Source organism: Xanthomonas pisi DSM 18956 (assembly GCF_001010415.1).
GTDB lineage: Bacteria > Pseudomonadota > Gammaproteobacteria > Xanthomonadales > Xanthomonadaceae > Xanthomonas > Xanthomonas pisi.
In genome coordinates, this window is record NZ_JPLE01000048.1 from 1 (window position 1) to 14,523 (window position 14,523).

Annotated in this window: 8 protein-coding genes and 2 other RNA genes; 4 read left to right on the top strand and 6 right to left on the bottom strand. The window is 67.3% G+C overall.

The features are described 5' to 3' along the window. The coding region (locus Y887_RS11985; protein ID WP_425476740.1) for a hypothetical protein at positions 1-3,365 on the bottom strand (3,365 nt) is incomplete at its 3' end. A gap of 634 nt (positions 3,366-3,999) precedes the next feature. Beyond that, complete coding sequence (purL, locus tag Y887_RS11990; protein WP_046964550.1) at positions 4,000-8,052, bottom strand: phosphoribosylformylglycinamidine synthase; 4,053 nt, start codon at positions 8,050-8,052, stop codon at positions 4,000-4,002. A 353-nt stretch (positions 8,053-8,405) separates the two neighbouring features. Between purL and Y887_RS19105 the strand changes: the two genes are divergently transcribed. After that, positions 8,406-8,479, top strand: a non-coding RNA gene (locus Y887_RS19105) — sX9 sRNA. 119 nt (positions 8,480-8,598) lie between these two features. On the opposite strand, the gene Y887_RS11995 is transcribed toward Y887_RS19105, so the two are convergent. After that, positions 8,599-9,405, bottom strand: a complete 807-nt coding sequence (locus tag Y887_RS11995) for a DsbC family protein (RefSeq protein ID WP_046964551.1) — start codon at positions 9,403-9,405, stop codon at positions 8,599-8,601. A gap of 411 nt (positions 9,406-9,816) precedes the next feature. Here Y887_RS11995 and xerD point away from each other — a divergent pair, with 411 nt between their 5' ends. From xerD to Y887_RS19110, 3 genes are all read left to right on the top strand, one after another. Further along, the gene (gene xerD, locus Y887_RS12000; protein ID WP_046964591.1) at positions 9,817-10,788 is read left to right on the top strand and encodes a site-specific tyrosine recombinase XerD; all 972 of its coding nucleotides are present in this window, start codon (positions 9,817-9,819) and stop codon (positions 10,786-10,788) included. A 329-nt stretch (positions 10,789-11,117) separates the two neighbouring features. Then, positions 11,118-11,585, top strand: a complete 468-nt coding sequence (locus Y887_RS12005) for an RDD family protein (RefSeq protein WP_046964552.1) — start codon at positions 11,118-11,120, stop codon at positions 11,583-11,585. Positions 11,586-11,646: 61 nt separating this feature from the next. Continuing rightward, a non-coding RNA gene (locus Y887_RS19110) (sX9 sRNA) lies at positions 11,647-11,739 on the top strand. Positions 11,740-11,917: 178 nt separating this feature from the next. Here the strand turns inward: Y887_RS19110 and Y887_RS12010 are convergent. From Y887_RS12010 to lptF, 3 genes are read right to left on the bottom strand one after another with little or no spacing between them, the layout of a single operon-like run. After that, positions 11,918-12,247 (bottom strand): hypothetical protein, encoded by a 330-nt coding sequence (locus Y887_RS12010; RefSeq protein WP_052764996.1) that lies wholly within the window; start codon positions 12,245-12,247, stop codon positions 11,918-11,920. Between the two features lies 1 nt (position 12,248). After that, positions 12,249-13,355 (bottom strand): LPS export ABC transporter permease LptG, encoded by a 1,107-nt coding sequence (gene lptG, locus Y887_RS12015; protein ID WP_046964553.1) that lies wholly within the window; start codon positions 13,353-13,355, stop codon positions 12,249-12,251. Next, positions 13,352-14,434 (bottom strand): LPS export ABC transporter permease LptF, encoded by a 1,083-nt coding sequence (gene lptF, locus Y887_RS12020; RefSeq protein ID WP_046964554.1) that lies wholly within the window; start codon positions 14,432-14,434, stop codon positions 13,352-13,354. Before lptF ends, lptG begins: the two co-directional genes overlap by 4 nt. Positions 14,435-14,523: the final 89 nt, after the last annotated feature.

Here is a 14,523-nt window from a genome sequence, read left to right on the forward strand (position 1 = left end):
GCACCGACCGCCGTGCTGCCATCGGCATTGACGCGCGCATTGCTGCCGATCGCGGTGTCGTTGGGGCCGTGCGCGTAGGCGCTGCCGCCGATCGCGGTACCGGTCACGTGGTTGGCCACTGCCGCGGTGCCGACTGCCGTCGAGGTTGCCGCCGGCGTGATGCTGCCGACTACCGCGGCCGTCGGGGTGCCTTGCACGCCATCGGTTGAGCCAAGGCGGTGTGTCGCCGTGTCGCCAGCTGCAGCGACACCAGGCGTCTGCGCGGCCGCGGTGGATGTCGATTGCACAGCGTCCACCGCATCGCCTGCAGCGCCCGCACCCACAGACCTCGCAGCTGCCGATGTCGTGCGCGCTGCCGACGCGCGCGATGCGGTTGCAGTCCCCGCACGCGCATCCAGCTCGGTGACCTTGCTGTCCAACGCCGTCAATGCAGCCCCCACGTTGCTGTAACTGCTACCTTGAATCACATAGGTCGGTGCAACGAACACACCTTGTGCGCCGATCGCCGCACCGCCACCGAGAAAGCTCGCCGCATTGCTGAGCGACTGGAACAGCTGGCCACCGTTGATCGCCTCCAGGCTGCCTGCGGCGATCGCACCGGCACCGACGTTGACGAGACGACGCGTTGCCGGACCGCCACGGCCGTTGCCGTTACCCACCGACACAACATTCGCCTCGCTGCTGCGTGCGCCCGCGCCCAACGCCACCGAATCGGCACCGCTGGCACCGGCGTTGGCTCCCAGCGCAACCGCGTTGCGACCGCTCTCGCGGGTGAAGGCGTTGTAGCCCATCGCCAGGCTGTTGTTGCCCAGTGCGCGCGCCTGTACCCCCAAGGCCACTGCGGCACTGCCCATTTCGCCGACGAACACGCCAACGCTGGCATCGCGCCCGATTGCAATCGCATCCGGCGCATCGGCCTTGGCATTGGTACCCAAGGCGATGTTGTCGCCGTAGATGATCGAGGTATCGGCGCCGCTGCCGATGGCAATGCTTCTGGTCGATGCGGCACGTGCGTCGTAGCCGATGGCAACCGCTTGTTCGGCCTGCGCGGACGCTGACGCGCCCAGCGACACCGTGCGTGGCCCGAATGCGCCAGCGCTATGGCCGATGGCCACCGCATCGACGTTGTCGTCGTTGCCGAAGACATTGGCGTTGTAGCCGAGCGCAATGGCGTAATCGGCCTGGCTTCGCGCACCGGCACCGATGGCGACACCGCCCACCCCTGAGCTGCCCGCATTGCGCAACGTATTGCTGATGAGCGCATAACCGCCGATGGTGACGCTGCGCTCCCCGAAGGACGCCGCACTACTGCCCACGGCCACACTGCTTTCGCCGTTACCCGACGCATCGAAACCGACCGCTGTGGCCAGCCTGCCTGCGGCGATCGCATTGAAGCCCAATGCCGACGATGCGGCGCCACGTGCCGCCGAAAAGCTGCCAAGCGCCATCGTGGTGTCTTCCAGTGCCTGGGCGCCGAAGCCGACCGCGGTGGATTGCGCGCCAACCGCCGATGCACCGGTACCGACTGCCGTGGCGAACGTCTGCATCGCAAGCGCACCGCCCCCCAGTGCCACCGCACCGCGCGCCTGTGCGGTGGTCGCACGCTCCTGTTGACCGACGATGAAGCCGTCGGCATCGAACAGCGGCACGCTGGCCACCCCGCCCAGCGCAACGGCGGATGCATCCGACGCACTGGCATTGCGGCCAACCGCCACCGCATCGCGACCGATCGCCGCGCTTCCGGAGCCGAGTGCATTCGCGCCCTCGCCCAGCGCATTGCTGGCGCTGCCCAGCGCGATGGCGCTGCTGCCTTCTGCAAATGCGGCCGGCTCGTCCGCATCGGACTTGGCCAGCGCCAGATGGCTGTCCAGACGCAGGGCAACGGCACGCACGTCATCGAGCTGCGCCACGTTCACTGCGTCGGTTGCCTCGGTGCCAGCGGCGACACTTGTGATCTGTCGGGTCAACCCCGCCTGCACATCACCCACCGACACCGTGTTGCTGCGGTTCGCATACGAATGCGCGCCCAAGGCCACCGCGCTGGCGGCCGAGCGGTTCCAGGCGTCGTCGACCAGGTTGCCCACCCGCGCGCCGTAGCCGATCGCCAGCGCATCCACGCCATACGTCTGCGCGTCCGCACCGATGGCGGTGTTGTTGCCATTGAACCAGGAGGTGGCCGCACGCGCGCCCAAGGCGATGCTGTTGTCGGTCACGCTGGCTGCGTCATAGCCGATCGCCAGCGCACCGTCGCCGGACGTCAGCGCCCCGCCACCCAGCGACACCGCACGCGGCGAAAACGAGCCGGCAGAATGCCCGATGGCGATCGCATCGGTATTACCCGGTCGATTGGGGAAGATGTTGGCGTTATAGCCGATCGCAATCGCGTAATCGGACTGACTCTGCGCCCCTGCACCGAGCGCGATGCCGCCAAGCCCGGTCGCCGCATTGATTGCGTTCTGCGTGCTTCGGCTGGCGCCGCCGATGGCGACGCTGTCGGCGCCGCTGGCAAGCGAATTGTTGCCCACTGCCACCGTGCTGATGCCGGTACCGCGTGCGCCGAAGCCCACTGCAGTGGCGAAATCGGCGCCTGCATTGGCGCTGTAGCCCAGCGCCGCACCACCAAACCCGGAGACCTGCGACAGGCCGCCGACCGCAGTGGCGCCATCCTGCGACGTGCGTGCGTGATAGCCCAGGGCCGTGCTCTGCACACCGGCGGCAATGCTGCCGGTGCCTACCGCCGTGGTGAGCGGGTCGACCGCCTTGGCACCGCCACCGATTGCGGTCGAGGCGACGCCGGTGGCCTCGGTGGTTTGCTCGCCGCTACCGACGACAAAGCCGAATTCGTCGTAGTCGTACACCGTTGCAACGCCGCCAACCGCCACCGCAGAGCTGCCGATCGCCACCGCATTGCGCCCCACTGCTGTGGCATCGCGCTCCAATGCCAGGCTGCCCGCTCCCAGCGCGCTGGCGCCATCGGCAAGCGCATTGCTTGCCGCCCCCAGCGCGATGGCATCGCGCCCGTCGACGAAGGGAGGCACGTCGGCATCGTCTTCGATCGGCATCGACGCAGTGGCCGTGGAGGTCGGCGCCACGGCACCGGCAACCAGTCCCGTCGACGCACCAGCGGTAGCCAATGACTGCGCACACAGACGTTGGCCATCGACCATGCCGCACTGCGTGGTCTGATTGGGCGTCTGCGCCATTACGTTGACCGTGATGGAACCGCCCGCCAGCACCATGCAGATGGCAGCGGCAAGGCCACCGCTTGCCTGCAGATGGCACCGCGCCCGCATGTTCGAGATAATCGGATAATGCTTCGCCTTGCCGGAGGGCGACCGCCCCTCGGCATTTTCGATATTCTTCATCAAACACTTACTCCCCATTATGGTCTGGCGTGTGAGAACCGACCACCGCACGCCCGATCGGCGTGCAGTCCCCCTGAGGTTTTATCGAGCGCAGCAGCTCTCCTTCACCGGAATTCACCCGGAAAAGAAGCGACAGTTGAGTGCGTAGCAGACGAGCGAGGTGTACTGGATACGTAACGCCAGATGAATTTATTGAAAACCCGAATAACTAAATGCGAATCGCATCACGTACACAGAAAAAATTAGCTCCGATCCCAATAACTGGTATTTTTTATAGTTACTTGAAAAAAACCTTATGATTTTTACGGAACCTTGTTACGGTTGCGCAGCTGCCCGGTATGGGCCGCGCTGCCGACCAGGCAAACGCACCGACCGCGATGCAGGGACAGGCTGACCAGAACGCGCCGGCAGTCGTCCAGAACATGTGGATTGCACGCGTCTTCGGGCGACAGCACCGATGCAGTGCGCTGTGCAATAGAGCCCGTCACACCAAGACGGCCATGCAGGCAGGTTGCGATGACGTGACCGCTCACACCACGGCACCACCGAAAAAAACGGCCGCGTGCAGCGCTGCACACGGCCGTCGGGGAGGCACGCGACGCGCACTCAGCGCACGCGGCTTCGGATCATCGACTCAACCGCACCACACCCGCGCGTTACGGAACATCCGCAGCCACGGCGAGTCCTCGCCCCAGTCGGCCGGATGCCAACTCAGGTTCGCCGTGCGCGGCGTGCGCTCGGGATGCGGCATCAGGATAGTGGCGCGACCATCGGTGCTGGTCAGCCCGGTGATACCGTCAGGCGACCCGTTCGGGTTGAGCGGGTACTGCGATGCCACGGCGCCGTTACCGTCGACGAAACGCAGCGCCACGCGTGCGGCGGCCTGGTCCACGGCAGTGTCGAACTCCGCACGGCCTTCGCCATGCGCCACTGCCACCGGAATCCGCGAGCCGGCCATGCCGCGCAGCAAGATCGACGGCGACTCCACCACCTCCAGCAAGGCGGTGCGCGCTTCGAACTGCTCGCTGCGATTGCGCAGGAAACGCGGCCAGTGCCCGGCACCGGGAATGATGTCCTTGAGCTGGCTGAGCATCTGGCAGCCGTTGCACACGCCCAGCGCGAACGTATCGCTGCGCGCGAAGAACGCGGCAAACGCATCGCGCAATGCCGCGCGCTCCAGGATCGAAGTGGCCCAGCCGCGGCCGGCTCCCAGCACATCGCCATAGCTGAAACCGCCACAGGCGGCGAAGCCGGAAAATTGCGCCAGATCCACGCGCCCTTCGATCAGGTCGCTCATGTGCACGTCGAACGCGCTGAACCCGGCACGTTCGAAGTTGTAGGCCATTTCGATCTGCCCGTTGACGCCCTGTTCGCGCAGGATCGCCACCTTGGGCCGCGCGCCGGTCGCCACGAACGGCGCGGCCACATCCTCGGACGGGTCGAACACCAACTTGGGACGCAGACCGGGCGCCTGGAAATCGCGCGCCAGCGCGCGCTCCTCGTCGGCGCTGTCGGGGTTGTCGCGCAGCGCCTGCATGGCGTGGGTCACCGACCACCAGGCATCGAACAATTCTTCCCAACGCCATTCCGCCAGTACGCGTCCCTGCCCGCTCACCCGCACGCGCGGCGCGCCGGTAGGACGCGCGATGCGCTGCGCGCATTCGGTCAGTGCGTGTCGCTCGACCAGATCGGCAAACGCGGCGCGATCTTCGCTGGCGATCTGCACCACCGCACCGAGTTCTTCATTGAACAGGCTGCGGAACGCGTCTTCGCCCCATGCATCCAGGGTGATATCCAGGCCCTGGCGCGAGGCAAAGGCCATCTCGCACAGCGCCGCAAACGCGCCGCCATCGCTGCGATCGTGATAGGCCAGCAACAGCCCGCTCTGGCGCGCATCGCGGATCAATTCGAAGAAACTGCGCAGCCGCTGCGCGTCTTCCAGGTCCGGCACTTCACCCCCGAACGCCGGCAAGGCCGCAGCGTCGGCGTACACCTGCGCCAGCACCGAGCCACCCAGACGCTGCTTGCCGCCACCCAGCCCGATCAACCACAACTCGCTCTCTTCGTCGTTGCGCAACAACGGCGTCAACTGCGTGCGCACATCGCCGACCGGCGCGAACGCACTGATGATCAACGAGACGGGTGACACGCTCTTGTGAGCGATGGGATTGGGCATTGGAGATTGGGGATTCGCAACAGCAGAGCTCTCCGCTGTTTCGCCAATCCCGAATGCCGAATCACCAATCCCAGCGTCAACCCACTGCGCCTGCATCGACAGCGAGTCCTTGCCCACCGGCACGCTCAGTTCGAGCGCCGGGCACAACTCCATGCCGATCGCGCGCACGGCGTCGTACAGCAGGGCGTCTTCGCCCGCGTGGCCGGCGGCGGCCATCCAGTTGGCCGACAGCTTGATGCTGTCCAGCGACTGCACCGGCGCGGCACACAGATTAGTGATTGCCTCGCCCACCGCCATGCGCGCGGACGCGGCGGCGTTCAACAGCGCCAGCGGGGTGCGCTCGCCGATCGACATCGCCTCGCCGGAGAATGTCTCGAACCCGGCCAGGGTGATCGCACAGTCCGCCAGCGGCAGCTGCCACGGCCCGATCATCTGCTCGCGCGCGGTCAACCCACCCACGCTGCGGTCGCCGATGGTGACCAGAAAGCTCTTGGACGCCACCGTGGGATGCGCCAGCACGCGCAATCCGGCCTCGTGCAAATCCAGCCCGGCCGTCTGCAGCACCGGCCACTGCGGCGCCGGCGGATGCACCGCATCGCGATGCATCTTCGGCGCCTTGCCGAACAGCACGTCCATCGGCAGATCGATCGGGAGCTGGGATTGGGGATTGGGGATTGGGGATTGGTTGGAAGCAGGAGCGACTCCAGCACCCGAGGAAGCGCCGTTGCGAATCCCGAATCCCAAATCTCCAATCCCGGAGTCGAAGACGCCATAGCCAACCACCAGCCGCTCCTCGGCCGTGGCCACGCCCACTGCCGCAAACGGGCAGCGTTCGCGGGCGCAGATGGCGGCGAATTCGTCCAGGCGCGCCTGCGGCACGCCCAGCACGTAGCGTTCCTGCGATTCGTTGCACCACAGTTCCAGCGGCGACAACGACGGGTCGTCGCTGAGCACGCGGCCCAGGTCGATGATGCCGCCTACGCCGGAGTCGTGCAGCAGTTCGGGGATGGCGTTGGACAGCCCGCCCGCACCCACGTCGTGGAACCAGCGGATCGGGTTGTCGATCCCCAGCGCCACGCAGCGGTCGATGACCTCCTGGCAGCGGCGCTCCATCTCCGGGTTCTCGCGCTGCACGCTGGCGAAATCCAGCGCCTCGGCGCTGTCGCCGGCCGCCACCGAACTGGCCGCACCGCCGCCCAGGCCGATCAGCATCGCCGGCCCGCCCAGCACGATCACCGCATCGCCTGGCTGTAGGCGCAGTTTTTCGACCTGGTTGCGATCGATCGCGCCCAGGCCGCCGGCCAGCATGATCGGCTTGTCGTAGGCGCGGGTCAGGCCCGGGCCTTCGGCCAGCTCGAAGCTGCGGAAATACCCCAGCAGGTTCGGCCGGCCGAATTCGTTGTTGAATGCGGCACCGCCCAGCGGGCCGTCGAGCATGATGTCCAGCGCCGGGGCCATGCGCGGGTTCAGCGCGCGCGGCGCTTCCCACGGCTGCGGCAAGGTCGGGATGCGCAGATGCGAGACGGTGAAACCGGTCAGGCCGGCCTTGGGCTTGCCGCCGCGGCCGGTGGCGCCTTCGTCGCGGATCTCGCCACCGGCACCGGTGGCCGCACCGGGAAACGGCGCGATCGCGGTCGGGTGATTATGCGTTTCCACCTTGATCGCGAATGCCGACGGCAGCACCGCTTCGCTGCGGTACTGGCCGGTGGCCGGATCCGGGCGATAGCGCGCGGCCGGCACGCCTTCCACCACCGCCGCATTGTCGCTGTAGGCCGACAAGGTGTGCTGCGGGGTCTGCTGGTGGGTGTGCTTGATCATGCGGAACAGCGAGCGTTCCTGCGGCTTGCCGTCGATGGTCCAGCTGGCGTTGAAGATCTTGTGCCGGCAGTGCTCGGAGTTGGCCTGGGCGAACATCATCAGCTCGACGTCGGCCGGGTCGCGCCCCAGCGCGGCGAAGCGCTCGCGCAGGTAGTCGATCTCGTCCTGCGCCAAGGCCAGGCCCAGGTCGCGGTTGGCCTGCTCCAGCCCATCCAGCGCCACGCGCTGCAGATGACCCGGCTCGGGCACGTTGAACAGCGCTTCGGCGGCCGCGGCCGAGCCGAGCAGCGATTGCGTCATCGGATCGTGCAGCAGCTTGGCCACGGCGGCCTGCATCGCTTCGTCGGCCGGCCAGCCGGCCAGATCGATGCGGGTGCCGCGCTCCACGCGCTGGATCGGCTGCCCGGCCCCGCGCACCAGCTCGGTGGCCTTGCTCGACCACGGCGACAGCGTACCCAGACGCGGCACCACGTAGTGCGAGCGCGCCTGTGCGTCGCGCGGCGCCGGATCGGCTTGCGCCTGCAGGATCCGCTGCAAGGTGGCCTGATCGGGCGACTGCCCGGCGTCGGCGCGGATGAAGTACACGTGCCAGGCGCCGGTGATGCGCAGCGCGGGGACGAGGGTTTGCAGGCGGGTTTCGAGCCGAGCGCGGCGGAACGGCGAAAGGGCGGAAGCGCCCTCGAGGACCATCATGTCCGGGGAACCGTGTCAGAAACGGGGCTGCAGATTGTAACGGAGCTGATGGGTCGGCGCCGGACCCGGCGTGGGTGGGCCGGCGATCTGCCAGCGGATGCGTCGCACGGACTGCCCCGATTCGGCGCATTCCGGCCCGATGCGGCAACGCGAAGGCCGATGGCGATGCCATCGGCAATGGCTGCGCACAGCTGTCGCCGGCCTGGGGAACAGCGCGCTTGCGAGGTCCGCAGCGTTGGCCAACGCCGGTCCGTCGCCGCCCCAACCCCACAGACCCGGCAGCCAGCCCGAGCGCGACTGACAAAACGACAATGCTCGCCGCCAGGCGGGCGCGGCCGGTGCTCGGTGCAGCAGTGACCACGCGTACACGCCGGCTCCTCTGCGCCCTCCATGCCCAGCTGACGACTGCCCGCGACGTTTGCCAGCCGCTCCACTCCTGAAACGCAAGAGGCCGGAATGCCTGCGCATTCCGGCCTCTTGATCGATCACGCCAACCGTCGCAGCGGCCAGCCTCCAGGCAGCATCACAACGCCGCCAGCAGATCCCTCAGCGGCTGCCGCCGGCCGTGGTGACCGCGCGCTTTTCCAGCGCTTCGCGCAGCTGCGCCGGCGGCAGGTAGCCACCGAGCTGGGTGCCGTCCGGCGCAAAGATCGCCGGGGTGCCGTTGACGCCCAGACGCTGGCCCAGCGTGTATTCCATCGACACCGGGTTCTTGCAGTCCTTGGAGTTCACCGGCTGGCCCGACTTGGCTGCGGTCAGTGCCTGCTTGCGGTCGGCCGCGCACCACACGGCGATCATTTCCTTGTGGTCCTGGCTGCCCAGGCCCATGCGCGGGAAGGCCAGGTATTCCACCGCGATGCCCTGCTTGTTGAGCTCGCCGATCTCGCTGTGCAGCTTGCGGCAGTAGCCGCATTCCACGTCGGTGAACACCGTCACGGTGTACTTGGGGTTGGCCGGTGCGAACACGATGCGGTCGGCCTTGGGCACGGTCTCCAGCTGCTTGCGCCGATACGCCAGCAGGCCCGGGCTGGCGGCGAACTGCTTGTTCTGGATGTCGAACGGCTGTGCCTGGATCAGGTAACGGCCGTCATCGCTGACGTACAGCACCTGCCCGCCGACCACCACCTCACGGAAGCCGGGGAACGGCGCGGCGCCGATGTAATCCGGCTTGAAGTCCGGATCCAGAGCCTTGAGAGCGGCGCCTACGCGCTGATCCACATTGCCGGTCGCGGCGGCGGGAGCGGCAGCGGCGGCTGGCTTGGCGCCGGCGTTGCTTGCCGCAGGCTGCGACGATTGTGCGCAGGCGGTAAGGCTGAGCGCGCCCAGCAGCGCGGCGATGGCAAGACGATACATTCACGCATCCAGTGGAATCGGGGTGGCTGGATTCTCGCACAGGGTGGATGAAGCCAGGCAGCGGCCGCGACAGTTTGTGCGTTCTCCCAGCGCGGAGGTGGGTGGCGCCACCGGTTCAGAGGCGCGGAGTGTTGCGCCTAGTGCCGCTGACTCAGCGCTTGGAGACATTGAAGCGGGATTGGCCGCGACGGGAATTCCGGTGACGGCCATCGCGCCCGGGTGCGCTCCTACGTGTGTGTGCCCTGGCGAGGGAGCCGGTCGTGACGCTGTTGCGCAGCATCAGGCATGGCATGCGACTGCCTTGGGGGGCGCCCACCTCGGGCGCGATGCGGCGAGGCAAGCGCTGGCACTACCTGGCTGATCACCAACGTGGCACAGCGCATTGCACGCGGCACGCTCTATGCTGTGGCGATGTCAGCCAGCAGTCCCGCCGAACGTCGCCAACTCACCCAACAGCTGCCGCCGGTGCAGGCGGCCGATGCCGCCGCCATCGAGCGCTTTCTGGATCGCTTGTGGGCCGAGCAGGGCGTTGCGCGGCAGACGCTGGACAGTTACCGGCGCGACCTGGAAGGGGTGGCGCGGTGGCGCGACGGTGCCGGCGGTGGATTGCTCGGCATCGATCGGTCGGTGTTGTTCGATTACCTGCGCTGGCGGACCGAGGCCAGGTATTCGCCGCGCAGCAATGCCCGGCTGTTGTCGACGTTGCGGGCCTTCTACGGCCTGTGCCTGCGCGATGGCGTGCGCAGCGATGATCCCACTGCCCTGCTTGAGGCACCCCGATTGCCGCGCTCGCTGCCCAAGGCGCTCACCGAGACCCAGATCGAGGCCTTGCTGGCGGCGCCGGATGTCCAGGCACCGCTTGGCCTGCGCGACCGCGCCATGCTCGAGTTGATGTACGCCGCCGGCCTGCGGGTCAGCGAGCTGGTGAATCTGCCGGCAGTGGGCGTCAACCTGCGCCAGGGCGTGCTGCGCGTGACCGGCAAGGGCAGCAAGGAACGCCTGGTGCCGCTGGGCGAGGAGTCGCAGCATTGGCTGGAGCGCTATCTGCATGAGGCGCGCCCGCTACTGGCCGATCACAAGGCCGTGGCCGCCGTCGACGGGCAGGTGCCGCTGTTCATCGATGCGGCACGCCAGCCGCCCAGCCGTCAGCACTTCTGGTCCTTGGTCAAGCGCTATGCGGCGGTGGCCGGCATCGACCCGGCCACGGTCAGCCCACACGGCCTGCGCCACAGTTTCGCGACCCACCTGCTCAACCACGGCGCAGACCTGCGCGCGCTGCAGATGCTGCTGGGCCACAGCTCGCTGTCGACCACCCAGATCTACACGCTGGTAGCGAGGCAGCACCTGCAGAAGCTGCACGCCAAGCATCATCCTCGCGGTTAGCGAACGTCGCGCAAGACCCATCGCGCGCGCCGCATTCACTTGCGCGCATCACACACGTAGGAGCGCGCCTGGGCGCGACGCCGTCATCGGCAAGCCCTCAGGTCAAAGGTGCCCCGAACCCGAAGCAGGACTCGGTCACACGAGACGGTGCAAGCCCGCGTTGTTTACAAAGCGCCTCGACCGCAGCGGCAACACCCCCTGCACGGCCAGCAGGGTTCCGCCCGCAGCCGCTTGGCGGACCGCGCTGCCAGCGTCGGCTGTTGCGCGTTCGAAACTGCGTTAGTGCAGCGCGGCGTTGCCGGATCGCCGGCGCCGGCTATGCTCGCGCCATGACCTCGATCGCTGCATCCGATTCCCCACGGCCGGCCGCCCTGCTGCACTGGCGGCTACTGTCGATGTGCTACGACGCCTGGCCGGTGCTGGCGCTGTGGATGCTGCTTTCGGCCGGTTTCACCCTGGGGTTCACCCTGGCCGGGCACCCGGCGCGCGAGAACATCGCACCGTTCAGTGCCTGGCAGTGGCTGCTCTGGCTATGCTGCTGGGTCGCCGCCGGGGTGTACGCCACGCTGAGTTGGCGCCGCGGCGGCCAGACCCTGGGCATGCGTCCATGGCGACTGCAGCTGGCCGGCCCGCAAGCCTCCTGGCGCGCGCTGTGGATCCGCTATGCGGTAGGCACGCTGTCGCTGGCCTTGGGCGGACTCGGATTCTGGTGGGCCTGGATCGATCGCGATCGTTTGACATGGCACGACCGCGCCAGCGGAACCAGAGTGCAGCGGATGGTCAGACCCAAGGCCTAAGCCCGGTTGACACGCCTAAGGCGCTCACCGCTGCGCCAGTGCAGCCGATGCTCGATGCGGCAAGGGCCGCTCGTATTCTTCGGTTCCGAGCGCGCCGCCCGCACCCACCTGAGGATTGCTCGCTACGTTTTCCTGGTGGCTCACACTGTCAGCCGGCGCAACGCGGCACGCGCACGGCGTGACCGACGCACAACCGGGACCCGCCCACAGCGACGCTTCAAGCCACCGGCCTGACGGTTGGAGGTGGAGCAGGCAGCGACGGACCGGACCCTGCGAGTCCAGCGAATCGAGGTCGCGTTAAAGACGCAAGGACGGCGACAGGAGAGTGAAACTCACTGTCCGCGCTCATCCGTGTTGGATGGGTCTTTCCAAGCCGGGCCATGATCTCTGAAGGTGTTCTCCAGCACGCTGCCCAACAGATACAGCGCCAGGAACATGGGCGCCACCATCAGCGTATAAGCCGTCGCCCAGGATAGCTGGACCGGCAGGCGCGTCAGGCCCAGGCCATCTGCAACCATCATCTGCACCATCACCGGCAGTTGCTTCCAGACCAGTTGGCTTTTGTCGTCGACCTGCGGGTCGTGCGCAAAGCGCTGACAGAACGCAATCAGTGCCGCATACGGCACGCACATCGCCAATCCGGTCAGGCTCAGCCGGCGCACGTCAACTACTGCGCCGCCGGAACAACCAGGCCGACACGCCCAGCATGACCATCGGCGGCAGTGCGTAGGCGATGCGGTAATCGAGCTTGAGCGCGCCTGCCATGCGGCCGAAGAACAGCTGCAGCAGCCAGAAGCCGAGGGCGAACAGGATGCCCAGGAACAGCCGCTTGCCCAGGCCGCCGCTGCGCAGCGATCCAAACGAGAACGGGATCGCCGCCATGCAGAGCGCCAACACATTGAGCGGGTAGAACCAACGGCTCCAGTACTGATCTTCGTAATCGCGCGCGTCCAGTCCGTTGCGACGACGGTACTCGATGCTCTGCTCCAGCTCGTGTGCGGAGAGGTTGCGCGGCTTGGCGAGGCCGGCCGCCAGCGCCGCCGGGCTCAGCTGCGATTGCCACGGCAGCTCGGGGAAGGTTTCGCGCTGTACCGAGCGTTCCTGGAAGGTATCGCGACGCACCTGGCGCAAGGTCCAGCGGCCGTCGCGATGCTCGGCCACCGATGCGTAGGTCAGCTGTTGCAGCCTGCCGTTGGCATCCAGGTGATACAGCCGCACATCGTGCAGGTCGAGCGCGGTGCCGCCGCCGTCGAGCAGCTTTTCTTCGCCGCTGAGCGCATTGAGGAAGGTGTCGCCTTCGCGTGCCCACAGGCCCGAATAGCGCGAGGACGCCATGCTGTTGTTGTAGCGGGCGCTGGCCTTGAGCGTATCGGCCTGGTTCTGCGCCCAGGGGCCCACGGTCTCGCCGCTGATCACCATGGAGGCGGTCAACAAGGCCATCGCCGCGACCACCGAGGCCGACATGCGCTTGCGCGAGACGCCCAGCGCGCGCAAGGCGGTCAGCTCGGAGGTGGCCGCCAGTTGGCCCAGGCCCATCAAGGCACCGATCACTGCGGCGGTCGGAAACAAGGTATAGGCGCGACGCGGCACGGTGTAGGCCACAAAGGCCACCGCGTGGCCGAAGCTGTAGCTGCCCTGGCCGATGTTCTTGGCCTCGCCGGCGAACGCATTGACCAGGTCCAGACCCAGCAGCACCGCCCAGGTCAGCAGCACGGTGAACAACACCACGCGACCGACGTACCAATCATGGACCCGCGGAGTCAGCCTCATGCGCCCGCCCTCGGCCGACGCACGCGGCCATCGCGCGCATACGCCCAGACCGCCACCGCCAGCAGCGGCAGCGTCAGCCACCACAAGCCCAGCGCAGCCGGGGTCTTGCCGTTGGCAATCCACTGGGTGCCGACGATCATCAGATTGGTGCCCACCATGTAGGCCAGGAAGGCGAGCATGATCCGGCCATAACGCTGTTGCCGCGGCGCGCTGCGCGACAGCGGCAGGGTCAGCAGGGCGAATGCCAGCGCCAGTAGCGGCGGCGCCAGGCGCTCATGCAGCTGCGCGCGCGCCGCCGGGCGCTCATCGGACAGCAGCTGGGTGGTCCACATCACTTCCGGGTCGTTGGCGTCGTGGGTGCGGGTGCGGTCGGGCAAGGCCACGTCGTTGCTGGCGAACTTCATCAAACGGTAGTCCAGGGTGTCGCCGGCGGCCGGGCCCTCGATGCGGTAGCCGTCCTCCAGGCGCAGGTAACGGTCGGTCTTGCCTTCGAAGAACATCGCGCCGCGTTCGGCAGTGACCACGTCCAGGCGGTCGTCCTTCTGCCGTTGCATGAAGACCTTGCCCAGGTTCTTGCCATCGGCCGAGATGGTGGTCAGGTACACCACCCCGCCCCCGGACAGCGGGGTGAACTTGCCCGACTCCAGGCCGGCCATCAGCACGCTGCGGTTGGCGTCTTCCAGCATGGTTTCGGCAGTGCGGCTGGCCCACGGCCCCAGCCACAGCGAGCACAGCCCGATAATCACCACCACCGGCACCACCAGCATCAGCATCGGCCGCAACATGCGTCTGGGGCCGACGCCAATGGCGGTGATGACGGCCATTTCTGAATCGCGGTACAGCCTGGCCAGGGCCAATAACAGGCCCAGCATCAGCGCCAGCGGCAGGATGATGGGCAGGTAGGCGATGAACTGCAGGCCCACCTGCGACAGCAGCAAGCGAGCGGGGATGCGGCCGTCGGCGATATTGCCGAGGATATCCACCAGCACGCCGCCGACGCTGACGACCAGCAGCACGATCAAGGTGGCCAGGAAGCTCTGGGTGAAATCGCTGAGCAGATATCGATCGAGCTTCGGCATAGGGTGGGCTTGTTTTAAACTCTCGGATTCGTTCGCGGCGTCGCCAGCCTAGTCAGGTTGGCGTAAACAGCCCGCGATTGTACGGATTT

Bases quoted from the DNA above. Each gene is read 5' to 3' on its own strand.
- Y887_RS12005 (WP_046964552.1), top strand. From the start codon at position 11,118: ATGACCTCGATCGCTGCATCCGATTCCCCACGGCCGGCCGCCCTGCTG.
- xerD (WP_046964591.1), top strand. From the start codon at position 9,817: ATGTCAGCCAGCAGTCCCGCCGAACGTCGCCAACTCACCCAACAGCTG.
- purL (WP_046964550.1), bottom strand. From the start codon at position 8,052: ATGATGGTCCTCGAGGGCGCTTCCGCCCTTTCGCCGTTCCGCCGCGCT.
- Y887_RS11995 (WP_046964551.1), bottom strand. From the start codon at position 9,405: ATGTATCGTCTTGCCATCGCCGCGCTGCTGGGCGCGCTCAGCCTTACC.
- lptF (WP_046964554.1), bottom strand. From the start codon at position 14,434: ATGCCGAAGCTCGATCGATATCTGCTCAGCGATTTCACCCAGAGCTTC.
- lptG (WP_046964553.1), bottom strand. From the start codon at position 13,355: ATGAGGCTGACTCCGCGGGTCCATGATTGGTACGTCGGTCGCGTGGTG.